Annotated in this window: 26 protein-coding genes, 1 tRNA gene, 1 rRNA gene, 1 other RNA gene and 1 pseudogene; 29 read left to right on the top strand and 1 reads right to left on the bottom strand. The window is 40.5% G+C overall.

Features of this window, described 5'->3' with window-relative positions:
• Window positions 1-33 precede the first annotated feature (33 nt).
• The 15 genes from rrf (at window position 34) to TZ92_RS03105 (ending at window position 10,132) form a co-directional block, all read left to right on the top strand.
• Window positions 34-149, top strand: a 5S ribosomal RNA gene (rrf, locus tag TZ92_RS03170).
• 5 nt (window positions 150-154) lie between these two features.
• Window positions 155-228 (top strand) — tRNA-Asn (locus TZ92_RS03165).
• A 208-nt stretch (window positions 229-436) separates the two neighbouring features.
• Window positions 437-673, top strand: coding sequence for a sigma(X)-activator ComW (gene comW, locus TZ92_RS10170; RefSeq protein WP_033629128.1), 237 nt, complete (start codon window positions 437-439; stop codon window positions 671-673).
• Window positions 674-914: 241 nt separating this feature from the next.
• Window positions 915-2,201 carry an adenylosuccinate synthase gene (locus tag TZ92_RS03155; protein WP_033629223.1) on the top strand — a complete coding sequence of 429 codons (1,287 nt, stop codon included), beginning with the start codon at window positions 915-917 and terminating at the stop codon, window positions 2,199-2,201.
• 200 nt (window positions 2,202-2,401) lie between these two features.
• On the top strand, window positions 2,402-2,869 hold the full coding sequence (tadA, locus tag TZ92_RS03150) for a tRNA adenosine(34) deaminase TadA (protein WP_033629129.1): 468 nt from the start codon (window positions 2,402-2,404) through the stop codon (window positions 2,867-2,869).
• A 32-nt stretch (window positions 2,870-2,901) separates the two neighbouring features.
• Window positions 2,902-2,996, top strand: an RNA gene (gene ffs / locus TZ92_RS09550) — signal recognition particle sRNA small type.
• Between the two features lie 59 nt (window positions 2,997-3,055).
• Window positions 3,056-3,499 (top strand): dUTP diphosphatase, encoded by a 444-nt coding sequence (locus TZ92_RS03145; protein WP_033629130.1) that lies wholly within the window; start codon window positions 3,056-3,058, stop codon window positions 3,497-3,499.
• Between the two features lies 1 nt (window position 3,500).
• Window positions 3,501-4,016, top strand: coding sequence for a histidine phosphatase family protein (locus tag TZ92_RS03140; protein WP_033629131.1), 516 nt, complete (start codon window positions 3,501-3,503; stop codon window positions 4,014-4,016).
• Between the two features lie 16 nt (window positions 4,017-4,032).
• The gene (locus TZ92_RS03135; RefSeq protein WP_033629132.1) at window positions 4,033-4,524 is read left to right on the top strand and encodes a hypothetical protein; all 492 of its coding nucleotides are present in this window, start codon (window positions 4,033-4,035) and stop codon (window positions 4,522-4,524) included.
• Window positions 4,525-4,564: 40 nt separating this feature from the next.
• The gene (gene radA, locus TZ92_RS03130; RefSeq protein WP_198921227.1) at window positions 4,565-5,929 is read left to right on the top strand and encodes a DNA repair protein RadA; all 1,365 of its coding nucleotides are present in this window, start codon (window positions 4,565-4,567) and stop codon (window positions 5,927-5,929) included.
• Window positions 5,930-6,001: 72 nt separating this feature from the next.
• Entirely contained in the window at window positions 6,002-6,496 is a 495-nt protein-coding gene (locus tag TZ92_RS03125) for a beta-class carbonic anhydrase (RefSeq protein WP_002876632.1), read from the top strand.
• 213 nt (window positions 6,497-6,709) lie between these two features.
• The gene (locus TZ92_RS03120) at window positions 6,710-7,678 is read left to right on the top strand and encodes a ribose-phosphate diphosphokinase (protein WP_000010174.1); all 969 of its coding nucleotides are present in this window, start codon (window positions 6,710-6,712) and stop codon (window positions 7,676-7,678) included.
• A 338-nt stretch (window positions 7,679-8,016) separates the two neighbouring features.
• Window positions 8,017-8,649, top strand: a complete 633-nt coding sequence (abpA, locus tag TZ92_RS03115) for an amylase-binding adhesin AbpA (protein WP_033629133.1) — start codon at window positions 8,017-8,019, stop codon at window positions 8,647-8,649.
• 93 nt (window positions 8,650-8,742) lie between these two features.
• On the top strand, window positions 8,743-9,576 hold the full coding sequence (gene srtB, locus TZ92_RS03110) for a class B sortase, LPKTxAVK-specific (protein WP_033629135.1): 834 nt from the start codon (window positions 8,743-8,745) through the stop codon (window positions 9,574-9,576).
• 118 nt (window positions 9,577-9,694) lie between these two features.
• Window positions 9,695-10,132 (top strand): CoA-binding protein, encoded by a 438-nt coding sequence (locus TZ92_RS03105; RefSeq protein ID WP_033629137.1) that lies wholly within the window; start codon window positions 9,695-9,697, stop codon window positions 10,130-10,132.
• Between the two features lie 27 nt (window positions 10,133-10,159).
• Here the strand turns inward: TZ92_RS03105 and TZ92_RS03100 are convergent, their stop codons facing one another.
• Window positions 10,160-11,170, bottom strand: coding sequence for a YeiH family protein (locus TZ92_RS03100; RefSeq protein WP_033629139.1), 1,011 nt, complete (start codon window positions 11,168-11,170; stop codon window positions 10,160-10,162).
• Between the two features lie 150 nt (window positions 11,171-11,320).
• On the opposite strand from TZ92_RS03100, the gene TZ92_RS03095 reads away from it, so the two are divergent.
• From TZ92_RS03095 to purC, 14 genes and pseudogenes are all read left to right on the top strand, one after another.
• Window positions 11,321-12,490: a pyridoxal phosphate-dependent aminotransferase gene (locus TZ92_RS03095; protein WP_033629140.1), complete on the top strand. Its 1,170-nt coding sequence runs from the start codon at window positions 11,321-11,323 to the stop codon at window positions 12,488-12,490.
• Complete coding sequence (gene recO / locus TZ92_RS03090; protein WP_033629141.1) at window positions 12,487-13,257, top strand: DNA repair protein RecO; 771 nt, start codon at window positions 12,487-12,489, stop codon at window positions 13,255-13,257. Before TZ92_RS03095 ends, recO begins: the two co-directional genes overlap by 4 nt.
• Entirely contained in the window at window positions 13,254-14,246 is a 993-nt protein-coding gene (plsX, locus tag TZ92_RS03085) for a phosphate acyltransferase PlsX (RefSeq protein ID WP_033629142.1), read from the top strand. Before recO ends, plsX begins: the two co-directional genes overlap by 4 nt.
• A gap of 5 nt (window positions 14,247-14,251) precedes the next feature.
• The gene (locus tag TZ92_RS03080; RefSeq protein ID WP_000136435.1) at window positions 14,252-14,488 is read left to right on the top strand and encodes an acyl carrier protein; all 237 of its coding nucleotides are present in this window, start codon (window positions 14,252-14,254) and stop codon (window positions 14,486-14,488) included.
• Window positions 14,489-14,925: 437 nt separating this feature from the next.
• Window positions 14,926-15,069 (top strand): class IIb bacteriocin, lactobin A/cerein 7B family, encoded by a 144-nt coding sequence (locus tag TZ92_RS03075; protein ID WP_033629143.1) that lies wholly within the window; start codon window positions 14,926-14,928, stop codon window positions 15,067-15,069.
• Window positions 15,070-15,086: 17 nt separating this feature from the next.
• The gene (locus TZ92_RS03070) at window positions 15,087-15,236 is read left to right on the top strand and encodes a class IIb bacteriocin, lactobin A/cerein 7B family (RefSeq protein WP_033629144.1); all 150 of its coding nucleotides are present in this window, start codon (window positions 15,087-15,089) and stop codon (window positions 15,234-15,236) included.
• Between the two features lie 12 nt (window positions 15,237-15,248).
• Entirely contained in the window at window positions 15,249-15,425 is a 177-nt protein-coding gene (locus TZ92_RS10060) for a hypothetical protein (RefSeq protein ID WP_000793177.1), read from the top strand.
• A gap of 149 nt (window positions 15,426-15,574) precedes the next feature.
• A complete protein-coding gene (locus tag TZ92_RS10055; RefSeq protein WP_000661692.1) occupies window positions 15,575-15,730 on the top strand; it encodes a hypothetical protein in 156 nt (51 codons plus the stop codon).
• Window positions 15,731-15,754: 24 nt separating this feature from the next.
• Window positions 15,755-15,967, top strand: coding sequence for a hypothetical protein (locus tag TZ92_RS03065; protein WP_033629145.1), 213 nt, complete (start codon window positions 15,755-15,757; stop codon window positions 15,965-15,967).
• 166 nt (window positions 15,968-16,133) lie between these two features.
• Window positions 16,134-16,343 carry a hypothetical protein gene (locus tag TZ92_RS03060; protein ID WP_033629146.1) on the top strand — a complete coding sequence of 70 codons (210 nt, stop codon included), beginning with the start codon at window positions 16,134-16,136 and terminating at the stop codon, window positions 16,341-16,343.
• 1 nt (window position 16,344) lies between these two features.
• Window positions 16,345-16,540, top strand: a pseudogene (locus TZ92_RS10165) (hypothetical protein).
• Between the two features lie 164 nt (window positions 16,541-16,704).
• On the top strand, window positions 16,705-18,858 hold the full coding sequence (comA, locus tag TZ92_RS03055) for a peptide cleavage/export ABC transporter ComA (RefSeq protein ID WP_033629147.1): 2,154 nt from the start codon (window positions 16,705-16,707) through the stop codon (window positions 18,856-18,858).
• Window positions 18,859-18,870: 12 nt separating this feature from the next.
• Window positions 18,871-20,220, top strand: a complete 1,350-nt coding sequence (gene comB / locus TZ92_RS03050; protein WP_033629148.1) for a competence pheromone export protein ComB — start codon at window positions 18,871-18,873, stop codon at window positions 20,218-20,220.
• A 168-nt stretch (window positions 20,221-20,388) separates the two neighbouring features.
• Window positions 20,389-21,096, top strand: coding sequence for a phosphoribosylaminoimidazolesuccinocarboxamide synthase (gene purC, locus TZ92_RS03045; protein ID WP_033629149.1), 708 nt, complete (start codon window positions 20,389-20,391; stop codon window positions 21,094-21,096).
• Window positions 21,097-21,108: the final 12 nt, after the last annotated feature.

The raw sequence follows: 21,108 nt of genomic DNA, 5'->3' as shown, positions 1-21,108 counted from the left end.
AGATATTCAATTTTGAGTAGGTATTACTCAGAGTTAAGTGACGATAGCCTAGGAGATACACCTGTACCCATGCCGAACACAGTAGTTAAGCCCTAGAACGCCGGAAGTAGTTGGGGGTTGCCCCCTGTGAGATATGGAAGTCGCTTAGCTTTTATCCGCCATAGCTCAGTTGGTAGTAGCGCATGACTGTTAATCATGATGTCGTAGGTTCGAGTCCTACTGGCGGAGTATAAATCGAAACGTTCAACTGAGCGTTTTTTTATTTATAAATATAATGGACTGTTGAAATTTCAAATTTTAATTTTTAAATCTATAATTACCTCTTTATTTTATTTTTAGTTCGTTTAGCCCTAAATTCTTCTTTTATAGGATTTGAAGCTTTTTTAGTTCCTTTTTTTGTTAGACTAGTGTTACTAATAAGAAAGGGAATTTTTATATGCTTCAGAAATTTTATGATCGAGCATTTGTCTTTTTGAAACTAGTTGAACAAGAATATGCCTCTTTAGGCCAGAGTTGTTCAGAGTGGGAATCACTTCATCTTCGTTTTTTACTATATTACTTAATCCGATTTAAAATAAAAAGTGATAGGGACTTTTCACTATATCACTTTAAAACAGCTTATCGTCTATATCTAGATAAATTCCTGCAAGGTGGTATAACCCTCATCCAATAGGAAGCATCTATATCATAATTACGAACGATAGTTGTAGCTAGTTTTTAAAAAATATAGAATTAGCTTATAATAAAAGGCTTCTGTATTTAGAAATGAGAGAATTTCCAAATCTTTTCTACTGTTTCTTCTTGATAAAATAGTGTTTTTTTCTTATAATAAATTGTAAGATATAATTGCGGGTGAGATTCCTGCCATGTATATGAGAAAGGACGAGCTGCTAGTAGCTCAGACGAATTTTATTATGACTTCAGTTGTTGTTGTAGGTACCCAATGGGGTGATGAAGGTAAAGGGAAAATTACAGATTTTCTTTCAGCTAATGCAGAGGTAATTGCTCGTTATCAAGGTGGTGATAATGCTGGTCACACGATTGTGATTGATGGTAAGAAATTTAAGTTGCACTTGATTCCATCTGGAATTTTCTTTCCTGAAAAAATCTCTGTTATTGGGAATGGGATGGTTGTAAACCCTAAATCTCTAGTAAAAGAGTTGACTTATCTTCATGAAGAAGGTGTGACAACAGATAATTTGCGCATTTCGGATCGTGCGCATGTCATTTTACCATATCACATTGAATTAGACCGTTTGCAAGAGGAAGCTAAGGGCGACAATAAAATTGGTACTACAATCAAGGGAATCGGTCCAGCCTATATGGATAAAGCTGCTCGTGTTGGAATTCGTATTGCAGATCTTTTGGATAAAGAAATTTTTCGTGAGCGTTTGGAACGCAATCTTACGGAGAAGAATCGTCTGTTTGAAAAATTATATGACAGTACTCCTATTTCAATTGATGATATTTTTGAAGAGTACTACGAGTATGGCCAACAAATCAAGCAGTATGTGACAGATACATCTGTTATCTTGAACGATGCGCTTGATAATGGCAAACGTGTACTATTTGAAGGTGCGCAAGGTGTCATGTTGGACATTGATCAAGGGACTTATCCATTTGTTACTTCTTCAAACCCTGTCGCTGGTGGTGTGACAATTGGGTCTGGTGTTGGTCCAAGTAAGATTGACAAGGTTGTAGGTGTCTGTAAAGCTTACACAAGTCGTGTAGGAGACGGACCTTTCCCAACTGAATTATTTGATGAAGTGGGAAATCGCATCCGTGAAGTAGGTCATGAATACGGTACAACAACTGGTCGTCCACGTCGTGTGGGTTGGTTTGACTCAGTTGTGATGCGTCACAGCCGCCGTGTATCTGGGATTACCAATCTTTCATTGAACTCTATCGATGTTTTGAGTGGTTTGGATACTGTGAAAATCTGTGTCGCCTATGATCTTGATGGTCAACGTATTGATTACTATCCTGCTAGTCTTGAGCAGTTGAAACGCTGCAAGCCTATCTACGAGGAATTGCCAGGTTGGTCAGAAGACATCACTGGAGTCCGTAATTTGGAAGACCTTCCTGAGAATGCACGTAACTATGTTCGTCGTGTAAGCGAATTGGTTGGTGTTCGTATCTCAACTTTCTCAGTAGGACCTGGTCGTGAACAAACTAATATTTTAGAAAGTGTTTGGTCATAGGAGATTTTTAAGATTAGTTTAAGACAGGTTGGGTATACTATAGACAGTTACAAGAAGACCTCCTAACTTGTTGTAACAAATATCCTAAACTTTTCTTTTTCATAATAATCTCCCTATTAAGTCACCGCATTCGGTGGCTTTTTTTGTGTTGAGAATCATGATATAATAATAAAATCGACAAGTAGGAAAAGAGAAAAACGATGAATTATACAGTTGAAGAAAAAGAAGCCTTTATGAGAGAGGCTTTGAGAGAGGCTGAGATCGCCTTAGAACACGATGAAATTCCAATTGGTTGTGTGATTGTCAAGGATGGAGAAATCATTGGTAGGGGGCATAATGCGCGCGAGGAGTTGCAACGGGCGGTCATGCATGCAGAAATTATGGCTATAGAGAATGCGAATGTGAGTGAAGAGAGTTGGAGACTGCTTGATTGTACGCTTTTTGTGACCATTGAGCCTTGTGTTATGTGTAGTGGTGCGATTGGGCTTGCCCGTATTCCAAACGTAGTTTACGGGGCTAAAAACCAGAAATTTGGTGCAGCTGGAAGTCTGTATAATATTTTGACAGATGAGCGTCTCAATCATCGTGTAGAGGTGGAAACGGGAATTTTGGAAGATGACTGTGCAGCGATTATGCAGGATTTTTTCCGAAATCGACGGAAAAAATAATTTCTCTTTAAAAATCGAGGGGAATGTGGTATAATAAATAGTGGAGCAACAGTTCTGCGTGAAGCGGGTCAGGGGAGGAATCCAGCAGCCCTAAGCGAGTGTGAATTGTGTGCTCTTTTTTCGTGCTTTTTTCGAATAAATAAGATAAAATAGCCTAGAATAAATGATTATAGAAAAGAGAAAAATATGAAAATTCGTGGTTTTGAATTGGTTTCGAGTTTTACAGACGAAAATTTATTGCCGAAACGAGAGACAGCTCACGCGGCTGGTTACGACTTAAAGGTTGCTGTGCGTACGGTTATTGCGCCAGGAGAGATTGTTTTGGTTCCGACAGGGGTTAAGGCCTATATGCAGCCGACAGAAGTGCTCTATCTCTATGACCGTTCATCAAACCCTCGCAAGAAGGGCTTGGTCTTGATCAACTCTGTGGGGGTCATTGATGGGGATTATTATGGAAATCCTGGGAATGAGGGACATATTTTTGCGCAGATGAAGAATATTACAGACCAAGAGGTTATTCTTGAAGTTGGGGAACGTGTGGTCCAGGCTGTCTTTGCTCCATTCTTAATTGCAGATGGAGATGAGGCATACGGTGTTCGGACAGGTGGATTTGGTTCGACTGGGCACTAAGATGAAGATTATCTTTGTACGTCATGGGGAGCCAGATTATCGTGAGTTAGAGGAACGTTCTTATACAGGTTTTGGGATGGATTTAGCACCTTTATCTGAGAAAGGACGGCAACAAGCTCAGGAACTTTGGCAAAACCCTTTGTTACAATCGGCTAATCTACTAGTGACTTCAGCAGTAACGAGAGCTTTAGAAACGGCTTTTTATGTATCTTGTGCTACTGGCCTTCCTTTGAGGGTGGAGCCATTATTGCATGAATGGCAAGTCTATGAAAGTGGCGTAGAGAATTTTGAAAAAGCTCGTACTCTGTTTCTAGATAATAATGGGTCCTTACCTCCTAATAGTCCTATTCAATATGAGACAGCTACGGAAATGAAGTCTCGGTTTCTAGAATGTATGGCTAAGTATAGAGACTACCAGACTGTGGTAGTTGTCGCTCATCGAATGCTCATGCGCCAGTTTGTTCCAAATGAGAAGATTGATTTTTGCCAAGTGATTGAGTGTGAGATAGAGATTTAGAAAGAAGCACAATGAAATGAGTTATAAGGATTTTCAGGCTTTTAGCGCCGAGAATTGTCGAGGGTATAAGAAGATTTTTGAGATTAGTATTGGAGGGTTTCTTTACCTAGCATTTCTCCCTGATGCCTATCATAAAATTCTGTGTATTTCTTCAGACTACATGTCAATCATTGATAGCGAAAATGGGCAAGTAACACCGATAGACGGAGATTACGATGAGGTAGAGTTAGTAGCCATGTGTGAGGGATATGATTCACCTATCCCTATCGCTGGTCAATACGGTGGAAATCTCCCTCTGGATAATGACAAAGACATCAGAGTGAAAATGGATAAAGACCAATCTGAAGATTATCCCATTTTAACTATTTATTGGGAAAAAGATAAGGAAGATAGAAGTCAAATCTATAAAGGTTGTTTACCCTATATTTTTGGATTTAGCCCTGATGGTCAGTATTATGTCCATGCGGATGATGGCGGACTCACTGTTTTGAAAAGAAATAGTCATTAATATAAAAATTAATAAGAAATTTTAAAATGAGAGGATTAGAATTATAGCGAAGAAAAAAGCGACATTTGTGTGTCAAAATTGTGAATATAATTCACCTAAGTATTTAGGACGCTGTCCAAACTGTGGAGCCTGGTCTTCTTTTGTAGAAGAAGTTGAGGTCGCAGAAGTCAAAAATGCGCGTGTGTCCTTGACAGGTGAGAAAACCAAGCCCATGAAACTGGCTGAGGTGACTTCCATCAATGTCAATCGAACCAAGACGGAGATGGAGGAATTCAACCGTGTACTTGGAGGCGGAGTGGTACCAGGGAGTCTCGTCCTTATCGGTGGGGATCCAGGGATTGGGAAATCAACCCTTCTCTTACAAGTATCGACTCAGCTGTCCCAAGTAGGGACTGTTCTCTATGTCAGTGGGGAGGAGTCTGCCCAGCAGATTAAACTCCGTGCAGAGCGCTTGGGGGATATTGATAGCGAGTTTTATCTCTATGCAGAGACCAATATGCAGAGTGTTCGATCCGAGGTGGAGCGCATCCAACCAGATTTTCTCATCATCGACTCTATCCAGACGATTATGTCTCCTGAAATTTCAGGGGTGCAAGGATCTGTGTCTCAGGTGCGTGAGGTGACAGCTGAACTCATGCAGTTGGCGAAGACTAATAACATTGCTATCTTTATCGTAGGACATGTGACTAAGGAAGGAACCTTGGCAGGTCCGCGTATGTTGGAGCATATGGTGGATACGGTGCTTTACTTTGAAGGGGAGCGCCACCATACCTTTCGTATCTTGAGAGCAGTCAAAAACCGTTTTGGTTCCACTAATGAGATTGGCATCTTTGAGATGCAGTCGGGCGGATTGGTTGAGGTACTCAATCCGAGTCAAGTTTTCCTAGAGGAGCGTTTGGATGGGGCTACTGGCTCGTCAATCGTTGTGACCATGGAAGGGACTCGTCCGATTTTGGCGGAGGTTCAGGCTTTGGTAACACCAACCATGTTTGGAAATGCTAAACGCACGACGACAGGACTTGATTTCAATCGTGCAAGTCTGATTATGGCTGTTTTGGAAAAACGAGCAGGGCTTCTCTTACAAAATCAGGATGCCTATCTCAAATCTGCTGGTGGCGTGAAATTGGATGAGCCTGCTATTGACTTAGCCGTTGCAGTGGCTATTGCCTCTAGTTACAAGGACAAGCCTACCAATCCTCAGGAATGTTTTGTGGGTGAACTGGGCTTAACTGGAGAAATTCGGCGCGTGAATCGTATCGAACAACGTATCAATGAAGCGGCAAAACTGGGCTTTACCAAGATTTATGTACCCAAGAATTCCTTGACAGGAATCACTCCACCCAAGGAAATTGAAGTCATTGGTGTGACAACGATTCAGGAAGTTTTGAAGAAGGTCTTTGCATAATCCGTGACAAATCCTCTTAAAAATGATAAGATAGGAGAAATATTTGATTGTCAAATTTTTGAGGAGGGAATCGTGTCGTATTTTGAACAGTTTATGCAAGCCAATCAGGCTTATGTTGCCCTACATGGGCAGTTAAATCTGCCACTTAAACCCAAAACCAGAGTAGCTATCGTGACCTGTATGGACTCACGTCTACACGTTGCGCAAGCTCTAGGTTTGGCCCTTGGGGATGCTCATATCTTGCGGAATGCGGGTGGTCGAGTAACTGAGGACATGATTCGTTCACTAGTGATTTCCCAGCAACAAATGGGGACAAGAGAAATCGTGGTGCTTCACCATACAGACTGTGGAGCTCAAACCTTTCAAAATGAAAGTTTTCATGAACATTTGAAACACGAGCTCGGAGTTGATGTATCTGATCAAGATTTTTTACCATTCCAGGATGTTGAAGAGAGTGTGAGAGAGGATATGCAATTGCTTAGAGAGTCTCCACTGATTCCTGATGATGTGGTTATTTCAGGTGCTGTCTATGATGTGGATACAGGAAGTATGAGAGAAGTATACTAACTTTGTCTCGAAAAAATCTCATCCTAGCATAAAATCGATTGTTAAAATGTAGGATTTTTAGATTTAATATAGCTAATATAAAATAGTATAAAACAAGGGTATAAATGTTTACTCTTGTTTTATTTTTGATTGAAAAATAAAGGAAAAAGCGCTACAATGGTAGATGGAAAATGTTGTGTAAAAACAAGTGATACATAAATACCGGAGGAAATCATGTCTTTTTCTGATTTAAAGCTGTTTGCCCTTTCTTCTAATAGAGAATTGGCAGAGCGTGTGGCGCAAGAAATTGGGATAGAGTTGGGGAAATCGACTGTTCGCCAATTTTCGGATGGGGAGATTCAGGTCAACATTGAAGAATCAATCCGTGGAAAACACGTCTTTATCCTACAATCAACTAGTTCACCTGTAAATGATAATTTACTTGAAATTTTGATTATGGTGGACGCATTGAAGCGTGCTAGTGCAGAATCTGTCAATGTTGTTATGCCTTACTATGGCTATGCACGTCAGGATAGAAAAGCGCGCGCGCGTGAGCCAATCACTGCAAAGCTCGTTGCAAACATGCTAGAAGTTGCTGGGGTAGATCGTTTGTTGACGATTGATTTGCACGCTGCACAGATTCAGGGATTCTTTGATATTCCCGTAGATCACTTGATGGGTGCTCCATTGATTGCGGACTATTTTGAACGTCGTGGCATGGTTGGCTCTGACTACGTGGTTGTCAGCCCAGACCATGGTGGGGTGACTCGTGCTCGTAAATTGGCAGAGTTTTTGAAAACTCCGATTGCGATTATTGACAAACGCCGTAGTGTAGACAAGATGAATACCAGTGAAGTGATGAACATCATTGGTAAGGTAGAAGGTAAGACTTGTATCTTGATTGACGATATGATCGATACAGCTGGAACTATTTGTCATGCGGCAGATGCTCTTGCTGAAGCAGGTGCTGTTGAGGTTTACGCAAGCTGTACGCACCCAGTTCTTTCTGGGCCAGCTATGGACAATATCCAAAAATCAGCTATTAAGAAATTGGTTGTTTTGGATACTATCTACCTACCAGAAGAGCGTTTGATTGATAAGATTGAACAAATTTCGATTGCTCATCTTCTGGGCGATGCTATTATCCGTATTCACGAAAAACGTCCTCTTTCTCCCCTATTTTGTATTGAGAAAAAGATTTAAAACTTACAACTGAAAATATGTGAGTTATAATGGTAGAGAATCTAATAGTAATGAAAACTTTGTTTTAGAGTATATTATAAGAGATTCTAAACAGAGATTTAATAAATCCATAAATCCAAAGAAGTTCCAGTATATATTGTTCGTTTTTTGCGTATGATCTATTAGTTGGCATAGATTAAAAACGCTTTCTTCTTTTATGTAACGAAATTTTTACTTGCTTTATTAGATTTTTTTAAAAAATTAAAAAAATACTTGACAATCACCATATATGTGATATACTTTAGATAATAAGGCAAGGCCTTATAAATTAAATAAGAAATTAAAGAGGAGATAAAACAATGAAGAAAGTTTTATTATCATCAGTAGCAGCTCTTGCTGTATTCTCAGCAGCAGCTCCAGCATTTGCATCTGACAACTCATATAGCTCAAATGCATTGATCCAAAAACACTATGTTTCAGAACGTGACATTGCTGACGAAGCAAACACACAAGTTGCAAAACACGAAGCTGAAATCAACGCAGAAGCTGAAAACGATGCAGCAGTTGTAGCAGCTAAAGCAGCTCTTGAAGCATACGGATCAGGTCACCTTTATGACACTTACGTTGCAAAAGTTGAAGCAGCTCGTGCTGAAGCACGTAATGTAGTACGTAACAAATATGTGGCTCGTCTTCAAGATGCATACCGTGACACTGCTGTTGCTGAAGGTAAATACTGGAACGACCCAACTGGCGTTCAAGACAACAAAACACGTGAAATGCGTGATGCAGAAGATAAAGCTCTTAACCATGGTGGTGTAGCTGATCAAGCAGCAACTGATCAAGCAGCAGCAGCTAAGCCATCAGCTAAACCTGAAGAAGGTAAACCAGGTGTAGCTGATCAAGCTAAAAAATCTGCTGAAGCAGCTAAAAAAGCTGGTGTAGATGCAAAAGCTGGTCAAAAAGCTCTTCCAAAAACACACGCTGCTAAATAATTCATTTATTTGGTGAAGTATCCTATCACTGAAACTTTGTTTCAGTGATTTTTTTGATAATAGATATATAGTAGAATAGTTGAAGGAGAAAAAATGAGTAAACGTTCTAAAAAAACCAAAGCATCCATTTGGAAAATTATTCTCTCCGTGCTTACAGTAGCGCTTGTTGCAATAGGTGGTTATTTTGTATTTAATGGTTTTACAACTCCAAAGGGAACAACTAACGAACCAGAAGTTACTCAGGGAGCATCGAAACCGGCCTATGTTGTTAGTGCAGAAGAAAAAGAATATCTTTCAAATAGATTTAAGGGCTTAGCTGCAACTAATTCTGAAACAATTGCTTATGTTTATGCTCCTGGTACACAGTTAGACGAGCCTGTTGTTCAAACAAAGGACAATGAGACTTATCTAAATAAGACCTTTGAAGGTGAACAGGTGCCTTATTTGGGTGCGGTATTCATGGATGCTGATAATAAGAAAGATTTTAGTGATCATTTAACTTGGTTATTTGGTCATGCTAGAGGTAGTAAAGTTGGTGATCATCGTATGTTTAATGATGTGAACTACTATAGTCGCCAAGAATATTTTAATGAGCACCCTTATGTTGTTGTTGAAACACCTGAGAGGAAGTATTACTACGAAGCTGTTGCGATGATTATTGTACCAGAAGAAACAGCCTTCTATCGTACTAGTTTTGAAGATGATAAAGATTTTGAAAAACAGTTAACTACTATTTATGATACAGCAGAGGTTAAGAAACCAAATGTAAAAGTATCTGCTACAGATAAGTATCTTGTCCTTTCAACTTGTCGTGAAGAGGATGAAACTATTCGTGCAAATCTCTATCTTCGCCAAATTCCTGATTCAGAGATGGATGAGTTTGTGAAGCAACATGGTGATCAACTTGCATATAAAGCAACTAGATAGGCTAAAATAAATAAATTTTTAACTTCTTAAATCTGCTTAAAGGTTTTAAGAAGTTTTTTATATTAAAAATAGTCGGTATTTGTGAAATATGCTATACTGAGAAAAAAGGAGGATTTCTATGAGCCAAGAATTTATCAATCCAAGTGATGGTGTGATCCGTCAGTATCTGGAGACCAGTAAAACGTTAGCGGTAGTGGGCTTGTCTGACCGTGAGGAAACAACTAGTAATCGAGTGACCAAGGAAATGCAAGCTCGGGGCTATAAAATCATTCCAGTTAATCCCAAGGCTGCAGGTGGGGAAATTTTGGGAGAGAAGGCTTATGCCAGTCTAGTTGAGATTCCTTTTCCTGTCGATATTGTCAATGTATACCGACGTAGCGAGTTTTTACCAGATGTGGCGCGTGATTTTCTCAAGGCTGATGCTAAGATTTTCTGGGCACAACTGGGACTTGAAAGCCTAGAAGCGGAAGAAATCTTACGTGCTGGAGGATGTGATGACATCGTGATGAATCGCTGTATCAAGAGAGAACACACACGCTTAATTCTTGAACAATAAAAGGTAGCCAATGGGCTACCTTTTGTCTTAGAAAATACCAATCAATGCCTGCATGCCCAGACTGGTAAGGATGATGGCAATCCAGCAAAGGGCTCCAAGAAGAATGGATTTACCGCTGGATTTGACCATAGCTACTAGATTGGTTTTGAGACCGATGGCACTCATAGCCATGATAATGAGAAATTTGGAGAGTTGTTTAAGAGGGGTAAAGAAGCTACTAGACACACCGAGAGAGGTAAGGAGAGTCGTTAAGAGAGAGGCCAGGATAAAATAAAGGATAAAAAGTGGGAAAACTTTTTTCAGTTGTACGCCTTGTTTATTTTCTTGTTGGCGACTTTGCCAGTAGGAGAGAAAGAGAGTGATGGGAATGATTGCTAAGGTGCGCGTGAGTTTCACAATGGTTGCGGACTCAAGGGTATTGGTCTGATAAAGACTGTCCCAGGAGCTGGCGGTAGCCGTTACAGAGGAAGTGTCATTGACCGCAGTTCCTGCAAAGAGGGCGAAGCCATCATTGGATAGATGAAGCCAGGTTCCTAGAGTTGGAAAGATGAGCGCAGCCAAGACATTGAAGAAAAAGATAACGGAAATTGCTTGGGCAACTTCCTTTTCTTTCGCGTGGATAACGGGTGCTGTCGCCGCAATGGCAGAGCCACCACAAATAGAAGAACCCACTCCAATCAAGGTAGCTAGTTTTGTATCCAGTGAAAAGAATCGCTGGAAGAGGTAGGCAACAATCAAGGCTATTGAAATGGTGGAGAGGATAACAGGGAGCGAAGATTGCCCAACCGCGAAGACTTGCGAGATATTGAGACCAAAACCAAGCAAAATAACGGCATATTGGAGCAATTTCTTAGAACTAAAGGCTAATCCAGCATCCAATTGTTTGTAGGAAGAGAGAAAAGGATGGAGGAGCATCCCCACAAAAATCGCAAAGACAGGTGCCCCCACGACAGGAAAGAAACCTCCTAGGTACCAAGATATGATAGAAATGAGAAGGCAGGTCAAGATTCCTGCTCCATTTTTTGATAAAAATGACATATAAACCTCCGAAATAAGCACTTATTATTATAGTCCTGTCGAGAAGAAAAGTAAAATAGAAAGTGAAAAATGCAGGTTTCAGATGGATTTTGCGGTCAGGGAGCTTTTGTAGTATAATAGTACTATGTTCTGTAAGCAAGGGGGATATCTATGGACTTAACCAAGCGCTTTAATAAACAGTTAGACAAGATTCAAGTTTCGTTGATTCGCCAGTTTGACCAGGCTATTTCAGAGATTCCTGGGGTCTTGCGTTTGACCTTGGGGGAACCTGATTTTACAACACCAGATCATATCAAGGAGGCAGCCAAGCGAGCCATTGACCAGAACCAATCCTACTATACTGGGATGAGTGGTCTGCTGACTCTACGTCAGGCGGCTAGTGACTTTGTTAAGGAAAAATACCAACTGGACTATGCTCCTGAAAATGAAATCTTGGTTACAATTGGGGCGACAGAGGCTTTATCTACTACTTTGACAGCTATTTTGGAAGAGGGCGACAAGGTGCTCTTGCCAGCTCCTGCCTATCCAGGATATGAGCCGATTGTCAATCTAGTTGGGGCAGAGATTGTCGAGATTGATACAACTGAAAATGGTTTTGTCTTGACTCCTGAGATGTTGGAGAAGGCCATTTTGGAACAAGGGGACAAGCTCAAAGCGGTTATTCTTAATTATCCAGCCAATCCGACAGGAATTACCTATAGTCGGGAGCAGTTGGAAGATTTAGCTGCTGTTTTACGTAAATACGAGATTTTTGTTGTCTGTGATGAGGTTTACTCAGAATTAACCTATACAGGCGAAGCCCATGTATCTCTGGGAACTATGCTGAGAGACCAGGCTATTATTATCAATGGCTTGTCTAAATCGCATGCTATGACAGGTTGGCGTTTAGGCTTTATCTTTGCTCCTGCAGCTTTCACAGCACAGTTAATCAAGAGTCACCAATATTTGGTTACTGCCGCAAACACTATGGCTCAACATGCTGCGGTGGAGGCTTTGACCGCTGGTAAAAACGACGCAGAGCCTATGAAGAAGGAATACATCCAGCGTCGAGATTATATCATCGAAAAGATGACTGCTCTTGGTTTTGAGATTATCAAACCAGACGGTGCCTTCTATATCTTTGCTAAGATTCCAACAGGTTACAATCAAGACTCCTTTGCTTTTCTGAAGGATTTTGCCCATAAGAAGGCCATTGCCTTTATCCCTGGTGCCGCCTTTGGGCGTTACGGAGAAGGCTATGTGCGTCTGTCTTATGCAGCCAGCATGGAAACAATCAGTGAGGCCATGAAACGACTTGAGGAGTACATGAGAGAAGCATGATTCAGTCTATCACGAGTCAAGGTCTCGTACTCTACAATCGTAACTTTCGTGAGGATGACAAGCTAGTCAAAATTTTTACCGAGCAGGTGGGCAAGCGCATGTTTTTCGTCAAACACGCTGGTCAGTCCAAACTAGCTCCTGTTATTCAGCCCTTAGTGTTGGCACGATTTCTCTTGCGCATCAATGATGACGGGCTTAGCTACATCGAGGACTACCATGAGGTGATGACCTTTCCAAAGATTAATAGTGATCTCTTTGTCATGGCCTATGCAACCTATGTGGCGGCTCTTGCAGATGCTAGTTTGCAAGATAATCAGCAGGATGCCCCCTTGTTTGCCTTCTTGAGAAAGACCCTAGAGTTGATGGAAGAGGGTTTAGATTATCAAGTTTTGACCAATATTTTTGAAATTCAAATCTTGACTCGATTTGGAATCAGCCTCAACTTTAATGAGTGTGTCTTTTGCCATCGGGTTGGTCAGGCTTTTGACTTTTCTTTTAAATATGGAGCCTGCCTTTGCCCGGAGCATTATCATGAAGATGAGAGACGTTGCCATCTGAATCCCAATATCCCTTATCTGCTCAATCAATTTCAGGCTATTGATTTTGAAACCTTGGAGACTATTTCGCTTAAGGCAGAAATCAAGCAAGAGCTACGCAAGTTTATGGATCAACTCTACGAAGAGTACGTTGGGATTCACCTAAAATCAAAGAAATTTATTGATTCCCTAGCGGACTGGGGACAATTACTAAAAGAGGAAGATAAATGAAAAAAATTGCAGTAGATGCTATGGGGGGCGATTATGCACCTCAAGCCATCGTTGAGGGTGTCAACCAAGCCCTTACTGACTTTTCAGATATTGAGGTTCAACTCTATGGAGATGAAAGTAAGATCAAGCAATATCTAACGGCGACAGAGCGTGTCAGCATTATCCATACGGATGAGAAAATCAACTCAGATGATGAGCCGACAAAAGCTATCCGTAAGAAGAAAAATGCCAGCATGGTATTAGCAGCCAAGGCTGTCAAAGAGGGAGAAGCAGACGCTGTCCTCTCAGCTGGGAACACAGGTGCCTTGTTGGCTGCAGGATTCTTCATTGTGGGTCGTATCAAAAATATCGATCGTCCAGGACTCATGTCTACCTTGCCGACCATTGATGGGAAAGGCTTTGACATGCTAGACCTTGGAGCCAATGCGGAAAATACAGCCCATCATCTGCACCAATACGCTGTCCTAGGTTCCTTCTATGCGAAAAATGTTCGTGGGATTTCGAAACCACGTGTTGGTTTGCTCAACAATGGAACAGAAAGCAGCAAGGGAGATCCGCTTCGTAAGGAAACATACGACTTGTTAGTAGCTGATGAAAGTTTGAACTTTGTCGGAAACGTGGAAGCGCGTGATCTGATGAATGGCGTTGCGGATGTTGTCGTAACAGATGGTTTCACGGGAAACGCTGTTCTCAAATCCATTGAAGGTACAGCTTTGGGAATCATGGGCTTACTTAAAAATGCTATTACGGGTGGTGGCCTTCGAGCGAAGCTAGGTGCTCTACTTCTCAAGGATAGTCTTAAGGGGTTGAAGACACAGCTCAACTATTCAGATGTTGGAGGAGCAGTTTTGTTTGGTGTTAAGGCGCCAGTTGTAAAAACTCATGGCTCAAGTGATGCCAATGCTGTGTACAGTACGATTCGTCAGATTCGTACCATGCTAGAAACAGACGTAGTTGCTCAAACTGCGCGTGAATTTTCAGGAGAATAAAAAAGATGACAGAAAAAGAAATTTTTGACCGTATTGTAACCATTATCCAAGAGAGACAGGGAGAAGACTTTGCCGTAACAGAGGCCTTGAGTTTGAAAGACGATCTAGATGCGGACTCAGTGGATTTGATGGAGTTTGTCTTGACACTAGAAGATGAATTTGGTATCGAAATCACTGATGAGGAAATCGATCAACTTCAAAGTGTAGCGGATGTAGTAGCGATTATTAAAGATAAAAAATAGCCAAAAGCAACATGCAAGTCATGTTGTTTTTTTATTTGCAGAAAAAAGAGAAACTTTTAGTAGAAATTGCGAATAAAGAGATGAGAAAGAAAAAGGAGGAATGTTTATGTATGTGACCGGTTTTTATCCGTGGTTCATTAAGTGGTTTTTAAAATAAAAATGAATGAATTGTTCATTTTCGAATTGTTTTTCGAATAGATAGGTAAGGAAAAGGGAAGGAGACTATGTGATGTATTTACCAATCTTATTGCCATGGTTGATCAAATGGTATTTAAAATAAATGAAATTTACCTGTTCATTTTAAATTACTTCTCGAATAAAAAAGTGAGAAGAAAAGGAAGGAGATAAGGAAATGATTTCAGTAATTTACCCAATCTGGCTATTTAAGTGGCTTAGAGGTTAAAGATTAAATATATAGAAAAAATAAGGAGAAAAAGATGACAAACTTTGACAAAATGGAACAGAACTTTGTAGCTCTTACAGAAGAAGAGTTGACGGATGTGGATGGGGGGTCGGTTACCGCTGTAGTTGTAGGAGGTGTCTTACTAATTGGTGGTATTGCTTGGGGCTATTTTATGTAATAATAAGGAGAGAAAAAATGAATTTAAATAAATGGACAGAATTGACAGAAGAAGAATTGATGAATACAGAAGGTGGATTAATTACCATAGCCACGATTGCTGGAGGAGTAGCAATTTTCCTTGGTGGTCGATTAATTGGTCAAGATTTAAAACGTAAATTTGGATAAAAGTAGACTTGTATGAAAAATCTAAAAAATGTAATGGGAGCAGTTCTAATTATTTTTGGAGTGCTTTGCATATTGGGAGATTTAAATGTAATCACCTTTAATGTTGAAAAATATTTCCAAACAGAATTAGTTGTTCCGATCCTTATTTTGATGATGAGTTACTTGGATTTAGCTAAAGACAAGGTTTAAAGAGAACTATTTTTAGTGTATGGCAACTGCTATTGAATAGTCATCTTTTAGTTATTATCAATGAAATAAGAACTAATTTAGGAATAGTAGGGATTTTGGTTGGAGTAGCTATTGGATTAGCCAGTATTATTTAAAAAGGAGAGAGAAAAATGAAAGAAATGGATAAAAAATTTGATATCATGACAGAAGAAGATTTGGCTCTTACTGAAGGAGGCTTCATTGTCACTACTTCCACAGCAATAGCTTGGGGTGTATTAGGAGTAGCTGCTTATATGTATGGGCGTTATCTAGGAAGTAGACGTTAATCTAAATATAGAAGTAAATTAACTATGAATCGTAACCTAAATCTCAATACATTGTTACCTAAGCTAGCCACTATACTTCCTTTGTTAGGAATAGGTCTTAATCTTACGCTTGATCTAATTCGTACGGGTTCGCTAGTATCTTTTGATTGGCAATGGAGTTTAATAGGTTTGATTGTTGCAGGCTATTTTGGTATTTTTTGTAAGGATTTGAAGAAAAATAATCAAAACTATAAATGATGAATCTGAATGGAAAGGATTTTGTGCATGTAAATGGCGGAGTTTTTCCACCTTGTTTTATCCAGAGACCTATCCGATTCTGCTTAGTTTGTTTTATGGAGGATACAAGTACAAAACAACAGATAGTAAGATTGGGAATTGATGGAACATCAGATTGGAGTTTGAGATGAAAGTTGTTCAATTACTAGGAAAAGCTTGGCCAGAGTTTATTGTATTGTCTAGCTCGATGGCTTATCTAATGATTAGAATTGTGGCCGATATAAACAAGATACATCTACCTACATGGTTTGAATATTTTGATCTACTTACGATCTCCTTGTTTTTAGTGGTATTTATTTTACTGTATCGGGGCCAAGGAGAAAGAAAAGGAGAATAGAATGATTAGGATTGTAAAATATTTTCTACTATATTATTTTCCTATTTTTAATGAATATTTTCATCTTTACGATTCTAGCAACTCTTGGATTTCAGCTAACAATGAGTGAAAGTAGTTATCTGGTGCCACCTGCGTTTGCGTTTATCGTTTTATACGCCATTCACAAAAGAAGTGGGAAAGGCAAGAAATCTGTGTAATTGAATATTCTAGGCAGGACTCTTGTTCTGCCTATTTTCTTTGGTAAAAGTGCTGTTCAGGTGAGAATATTGTTTTTTCAGAAATAATTCCCCTATTCCTTCCTTGTTTGGTTAAAATAATCTTACAAAGTTTTTAAGAGATTATTAGAAAAAAGGAGATGGATATGAAATTTGGGAAAAGGCACTATCGTCCCCAGGTGGATCAGATGGATTGTGGCGTGGCTTCCTTGGCTATGGTCTTTGGTTACTACGGTAGTTATTACTCCTTGGCTCATCTAAGAGAGTTAGCCAAGACGACCATGGATGGGACGACGGCTTTGGGGCTTGTAAAGGTGGCAGAGGAGATTGGGTTTGAGACGCGGGCTATAAAGGCGGATATGACGCTCTTTGATTTGCCAGATTTGACCTTTCCTTTTGTGGCTCATGTGCTCAAGGAAGGGAAGTTGCTCCACTACTATGTGGTGATAGGTCAGGATAAAAAGCATATTCATATCGCTGATCCGGATCCTGGTGTCAAGCTGACTAAGATTTCCCGTGAGCGATTTGCGCAAGAGTGGACAGGGGTTAGTATTTTTATGGCACCATCACCGGACTACAAACCTCATAAGGAGAAAAAACAGGGGCTCCTATCCTTCTTGCCTATTTTACTCAAGCAGCGTGGCTTAATTACCAATATCGTCCTAGCGACACTCTTGGTAACACTGATTAACATTGTAGGTTCCTACTATCTTCAGTCCATCATTGATAGTTACGTGCCAGACCAGATGCGTTCGACCTTGGGCATTATCTCTATTGGTTTGGTCATCGTCTATATTCTCCAGCAGATTTTGTCTTATGCGCAGGAATACCTCTTACTTGTTCTGGGTCAACGCTTGTCCATCGATGTGATTTTGTCCTACATCAAGCATGTTTTTCATCTGCCGATGTCCTTTTTTGCAACACGCAGGACAGGAGAGATTGTATCTCGTTTTACAGATGCCAACAGTATCATCGACGCGCTAGCTTCGACCATTCTGTCGATTTTCCTAGATGTGTCGACGGTTTTGATTATCTCGCTGGTCTTGTTTTCACAAAATATGACACTCTTTTTCATTAGTCTACTTGCGCTTCCCATCTATACAGTGATCATCTTTGCTTTTATGAAGCCTTTTGAAAGGATGAATCGTGATACCATGGAAGCTAATGCGGTTCTGTCTTCTTCTATCATCGAGGACATCAACGGCATTGAGACCATTAAATCTTTGACCAGTGAGAGTTCGCGCTATCAAAAGATTGATAAGGAATTTGTGACTTATCTAAAAAAATCTTTTACCTATAGTCGGGCAGAAAGCCAGCAAAAGGCTCTGAAAAAAGTTGCCCAGCTCCTGCTCAATGTTGCCGTTCTCTGGCTGGGAGCTATTCTTGTCATGGATGGGAAAATGAGTTTGGGTCAGCTGATTACCTATAATACTTTGCTTATTTACTTTACCAATCCTTTGGAAAATATCATCAATCTGCAAACCAAACTTCAGACAGCGCAGGTTGCCAATAACCGTCTAAATGAGGTTTATCTGGTAGCTTCGGAGTTTGAGGAGAAGAAAACGGTCGAAGATTTGAGCATGATGAAGGGGGACATGACCTTTAAGCAGGTTCACTATAAGTATGGCTATGGTCGTGACGTCTTGTCGGATATCAATTTGACCATTCCGCAAGGGTCTAAGGTGGCTTTTGTGGGGATTTCAGGGTCAGGTAAGACGACCTTGGCCAAGATGATGGTTAATTTTTACGACCCTAGTCAGGGAGAGATTAGTCTGGGTGGTGTCAATCTCAATCAGATTGATAAAAAAGCTCTGCGCCAGTTTATCAACTATCTGCCTCAACAGCCCTATGTCTTTAACGGGACGATTTTGGAGAATCTTCTTTTGGGAGCCAAGGAGGGGACGACTCAAGAGGATATCTTACGGGCGGTCGAATTGGCAGAGATTCGGGAGGATATTGAGCGCATGCCACTGAATTACCAGACAGAATTGACTTCGGATGGGGGAGGGATCTCAGGTGGTCAACGTCAGAGAATTGCTCTGGCGCGTGCTCTCTTGACAGATGCGCCGGTCTTAATTTTGGATGAGGCAACTAGTAGTTTGGATATTTTGACAGAGAAGCGGATTGTTGATAATCTCATGGCTTTAGATAAGACCTTGATTTTCATCGCCCACCGCTTGACCATCGCTGAGCGGACAGAAAAGGTTGTTGTTTTGAATCAGGGCAAGATTGTCGAAGAAGGTACTCATGCAGACTTGCTCGCTCGAGGTGGCTTTTACGCCCATTTGGTGAATAGCTAGAAAGAGGAGAAGATGAAATCAGAATTTTTAGAAAGTGCGGAGTTTTATAATCGTCGTTATCATAATTTTTCCAGTCGGGTGATTTTACCTATGTCACTTCTGTTCGTGTTTTTACTGGGATTTGCAGTTTTTGCAGAGAAGGAGATGAGTTTGTCTACCAGAGCGACAGTCGAACCTAGTCGGATTATTGCCAACATCCAGTCGACTAGCAATCAACGCATTGTGACCAATTATCTGGAAGAAAACAAACTAGTCAAGCAGGGGGAACTCCTCGTTCAGTACCAGCAAGGGGCGGAGGCTGTCCAGGTTGAGGCATATGCCAGTCAATTGGAGATGCTAAAGGATCAAAAAAAGCAGTTGGGGTATTTGCAATCGAGTTTGAAAGAGGGGAGTGATCAATTTCCAGAGGCGGATAAGTTTGGATATCAGGAGATGTTTCGAGACTATCTCAGCCAAGCTAGTAGTCTTAGGAGCAATGTTTCTCAACAAAATGCCAGCATCTCTTCTCAAAATGCAGCCGCAAGTCAGAGCCAGGCCGAGATTGGCAATCTTATCAGTCAAACAGAGGATAAAATTCGAGATTATAAAACAGCTAAGTCAGTGATTGAAACAGGAGCTCAACTGGATAGTCAAAATGCAGCCTACTCATTTTATCAGACCTATAAAAACCAAGGTGAAGAAAATCCGCAAGCTAAATCGCAAGTTATTGCGCAAGTGGATGCTCAAATTGCCCAGCTAGAGTCTAGTCTAGCTACTTATCGTGTACAGTATGCGGGTTCTGGAGCTCAGCAGGCCCACGCAACGGGACTGGATAGTCAACTGGAATCGCTCAAGTCTCAGCACTTAGTCAAAGTTGGCCAGGAATTAACTCTTCTAGATCAGAAAATTTTGGAGGCGGAATCGGGTAAGAAGGTACAGGGAGGTCTCCTAGATAGAGGGAAGATTACAGCAAGTGAGGATGGGGTGCTTCACCTTAATCCTGAAACCAGTGATTCTACCATGGTCGCAGAAGGAACCCTGCTAGCCCAACTCTATCCATCCTTGGAAAAAGAAGGAAAAACCAAACTCACAGCCTATCTCAGTTCAAAGGATGTTGCTAGAGTCAAGATTGGGGACTCTGTCCGTTATACTACGACTAATGATGCCAAGAATCAAATTTTCCTGGATTCCACGATTACAAGTATTGATGCGACAGCTACAAAGACTGAACAAGGAAATTTCTTTAAAATCGAGGCGGAGACTAATTTAACTTCGGAGCAGGCTGAAAAACTTCGCTATGGTTTAGAAGGCCGTCTGCAGATGATCACGGGAAAGAAAAGTTATCTCCGTTATTTTTGGGATCAATTTTTGAATAAAGGGTAATATTCGTGTTTTTCAGAGGACAAATGATTTTAAAACTGTAAGAAGAGCTTATCTTGCAGTTTTTCTTTACGCTTAAAACGAAAAAACGTTATTTATTCGTAAAAACCTTGAATTTTTCATGTTTTTGTGGTAGAATGTGCTCAAGTAAAACGAAAGGCGAACTTTAAAATGTCAAAACAACTGATCTATTCGGGAAAAGCCAAGGATATCTATACAACTGAGGATGAAAATCTCATTATTTCAACTTACAAGGACCAGGCAACTGCCTTCAACGGTGTCAAGAAGGAGCAGATTGCGGGCAAGGGAGTGTTAAATAATCAGATTTCATCTTTTATTTTTGAGAAATTAAATGCGGCTGGTGTAGCGACTCACTTTGTGGAGAAACTTTCGGACACGGAACAACTCAATAAAAAGGTTGAGATTATTCCTTTGGAAGTTGTGCTCCGCAACTACACGGCTGGTTCCTTTTCAAAACGTTTTGGCGTAGAAGAAGGTATCGCATTTGAGACTCCAATTGTCGAATTTTACTATAAAAATGACGATTTGGATGATCCCTTTATCAATGATGAGCATGTGAAATTCCTAAAAATTGCGGATGACCAGCAGATTGCTTACTTGAAAGAAGAAACCCGTCGTATCAATAAACTTTTGAAAGTCTGGTTTGCTGAGATTGGCCTTAAATTGATTGACTTTAAGCTAGAGTTCGGTTTTGACAAGGATGGTAAGATTATCTTGGCAGACGAGTTTTCACCAGATAACTGCCGTTTGTGGGATGCAGATGGCAACCACATGGATAAGGATGTTTTCCGTAGAGGATTGGGAGAACTAACAGACGTTTATGAGATTGTCTGGGAAAAGTTGCAAGGTTTAAAATAACATCTTCAAGGT

The organism is Streptococcus oralis subsp. oralis (assembly GCF_000960035.1).
Taxonomy (GTDB): domain Bacteria; phylum Bacillota; class Bacilli; order Lactobacillales; family Streptococcaceae; genus Streptococcus; species Streptococcus oralis_G.
Note: the sequence above shows the minus strand (reverse complement) of the source record. Positions and strands in the feature narration are given on the sequence as shown.

Coding starts and splice junctions, on each gene's coding strand:
- comW (WP_033629128.1), top strand. CDS start 437: ATGCTTCAGAAATTTTATGATCGAGCATTTGTCTTTTTGAAACTAGTT.
- TZ92_RS03155 (WP_033629223.1), top strand. CDS start 915: ATGACTTCAGTTGTTGTTGTAGGTACCCAATGGGGTGATGAAGGTAAA.
- tadA (WP_033629129.1), top strand. CDS start 2,402: ATGAATTATACAGTTGAAGAAAAAGAAGCCTTTATGAGAGAGGCTTTG.
- TZ92_RS03145 (WP_033629130.1), top strand. CDS start 3,056: ATGAAAATTCGTGGTTTTGAATTGGTTTCGAGTTTTACAGACGAAAAT.
- TZ92_RS03140 (WP_033629131.1), top strand. CDS start 3,501: ATGAAGATTATCTTTGTACGTCATGGGGAGCCAGATTATCGTGAGTTA.
- TZ92_RS03135 (WP_033629132.1), top strand. CDS start 4,033: ATGAGTTATAAGGATTTTCAGGCTTTTAGCGCCGAGAATTGTCGAGGG.
- TZ92_RS03120 (WP_000010174.1), top strand. CDS start 6,710: ATGTCTTTTTCTGATTTAAAGCTGTTTGCCCTTTCTTCTAATAGAGAA.
- abpA (WP_033629133.1), top strand. CDS start 8,017: ATGAAGAAAGTTTTATTATCATCAGTAGCAGCTCTTGCTGTATTCTCA.
- srtB (WP_033629135.1), top strand. CDS start 8,743: ATGAGTAAACGTTCTAAAAAAACCAAAGCATCCATTTGGAAAATTATT.
- TZ92_RS03105 (WP_033629137.1), top strand. CDS start 9,695: ATGAGCCAAGAATTTATCAATCCAAGTGATGGTGTGATCCGTCAGTAT.
- TZ92_RS03100 (WP_033629139.1), bottom strand. CDS start 11,170: ATGTCATTTTTATCAAAAAATGGAGCAGGAATCTTGACCTGCCTTCTC.
- TZ92_RS03095 (WP_033629140.1), top strand. CDS start 11,321: ATGGACTTAACCAAGCGCTTTAATAAACAGTTAGACAAGATTCAAGTT.
- recO (WP_033629141.1), top strand. CDS start 12,487: ATGATTCAGTCTATCACGAGTCAAGGTCTCGTACTCTACAATCGTAAC.
- plsX (WP_033629142.1), top strand. CDS start 13,254: ATGAAAAAAATTGCAGTAGATGCTATGGGGGGCGATTATGCACCTCAA.
- TZ92_RS03080 (WP_000136435.1), top strand. CDS start 14,252: ATGACAGAAAAAGAAATTTTTGACCGTATTGTAACCATTATCCAAGAG.
- TZ92_RS03075 (WP_033629143.1), top strand. CDS start 14,926: ATGACAAACTTTGACAAAATGGAACAGAACTTTGTAGCTCTTACAGAA.
- TZ92_RS03070 (WP_033629144.1), top strand. CDS start 15,087: ATGAATTTAAATAAATGGACAGAATTGACAGAAGAAGAATTGATGAAT.
- TZ92_RS10060 (WP_000793177.1), top strand. CDS start 15,249: ATGAAAAATCTAAAAAATGTAATGGGAGCAGTTCTAATTATTTTTGGA.
- TZ92_RS10055 (WP_000661692.1), top strand. CDS start 15,575: ATGAAAGAAATGGATAAAAAATTTGATATCATGACAGAAGAAGATTTG.
- TZ92_RS03065 (WP_033629145.1), top strand. CDS start 15,755: ATGAATCGTAACCTAAATCTCAATACATTGTTACCTAAGCTAGCCACT.
- TZ92_RS03060 (WP_033629146.1), top strand. CDS start 16,134: ATGAAAGTTGTTCAATTACTAGGAAAAGCTTGGCCAGAGTTTATTGTA.
- comA (WP_033629147.1), top strand. CDS start 16,705: ATGAAATTTGGGAAAAGGCACTATCGTCCCCAGGTGGATCAGATGGAT.
- comB (WP_033629148.1), top strand. CDS start 18,871: ATGAAATCAGAATTTTTAGAAAGTGCGGAGTTTTATAATCGTCGTTAT.
- purC (WP_033629149.1), top strand. CDS start 20,389: ATGTCAAAACAACTGATCTATTCGGGAAAAGCCAAGGATATCTATACA.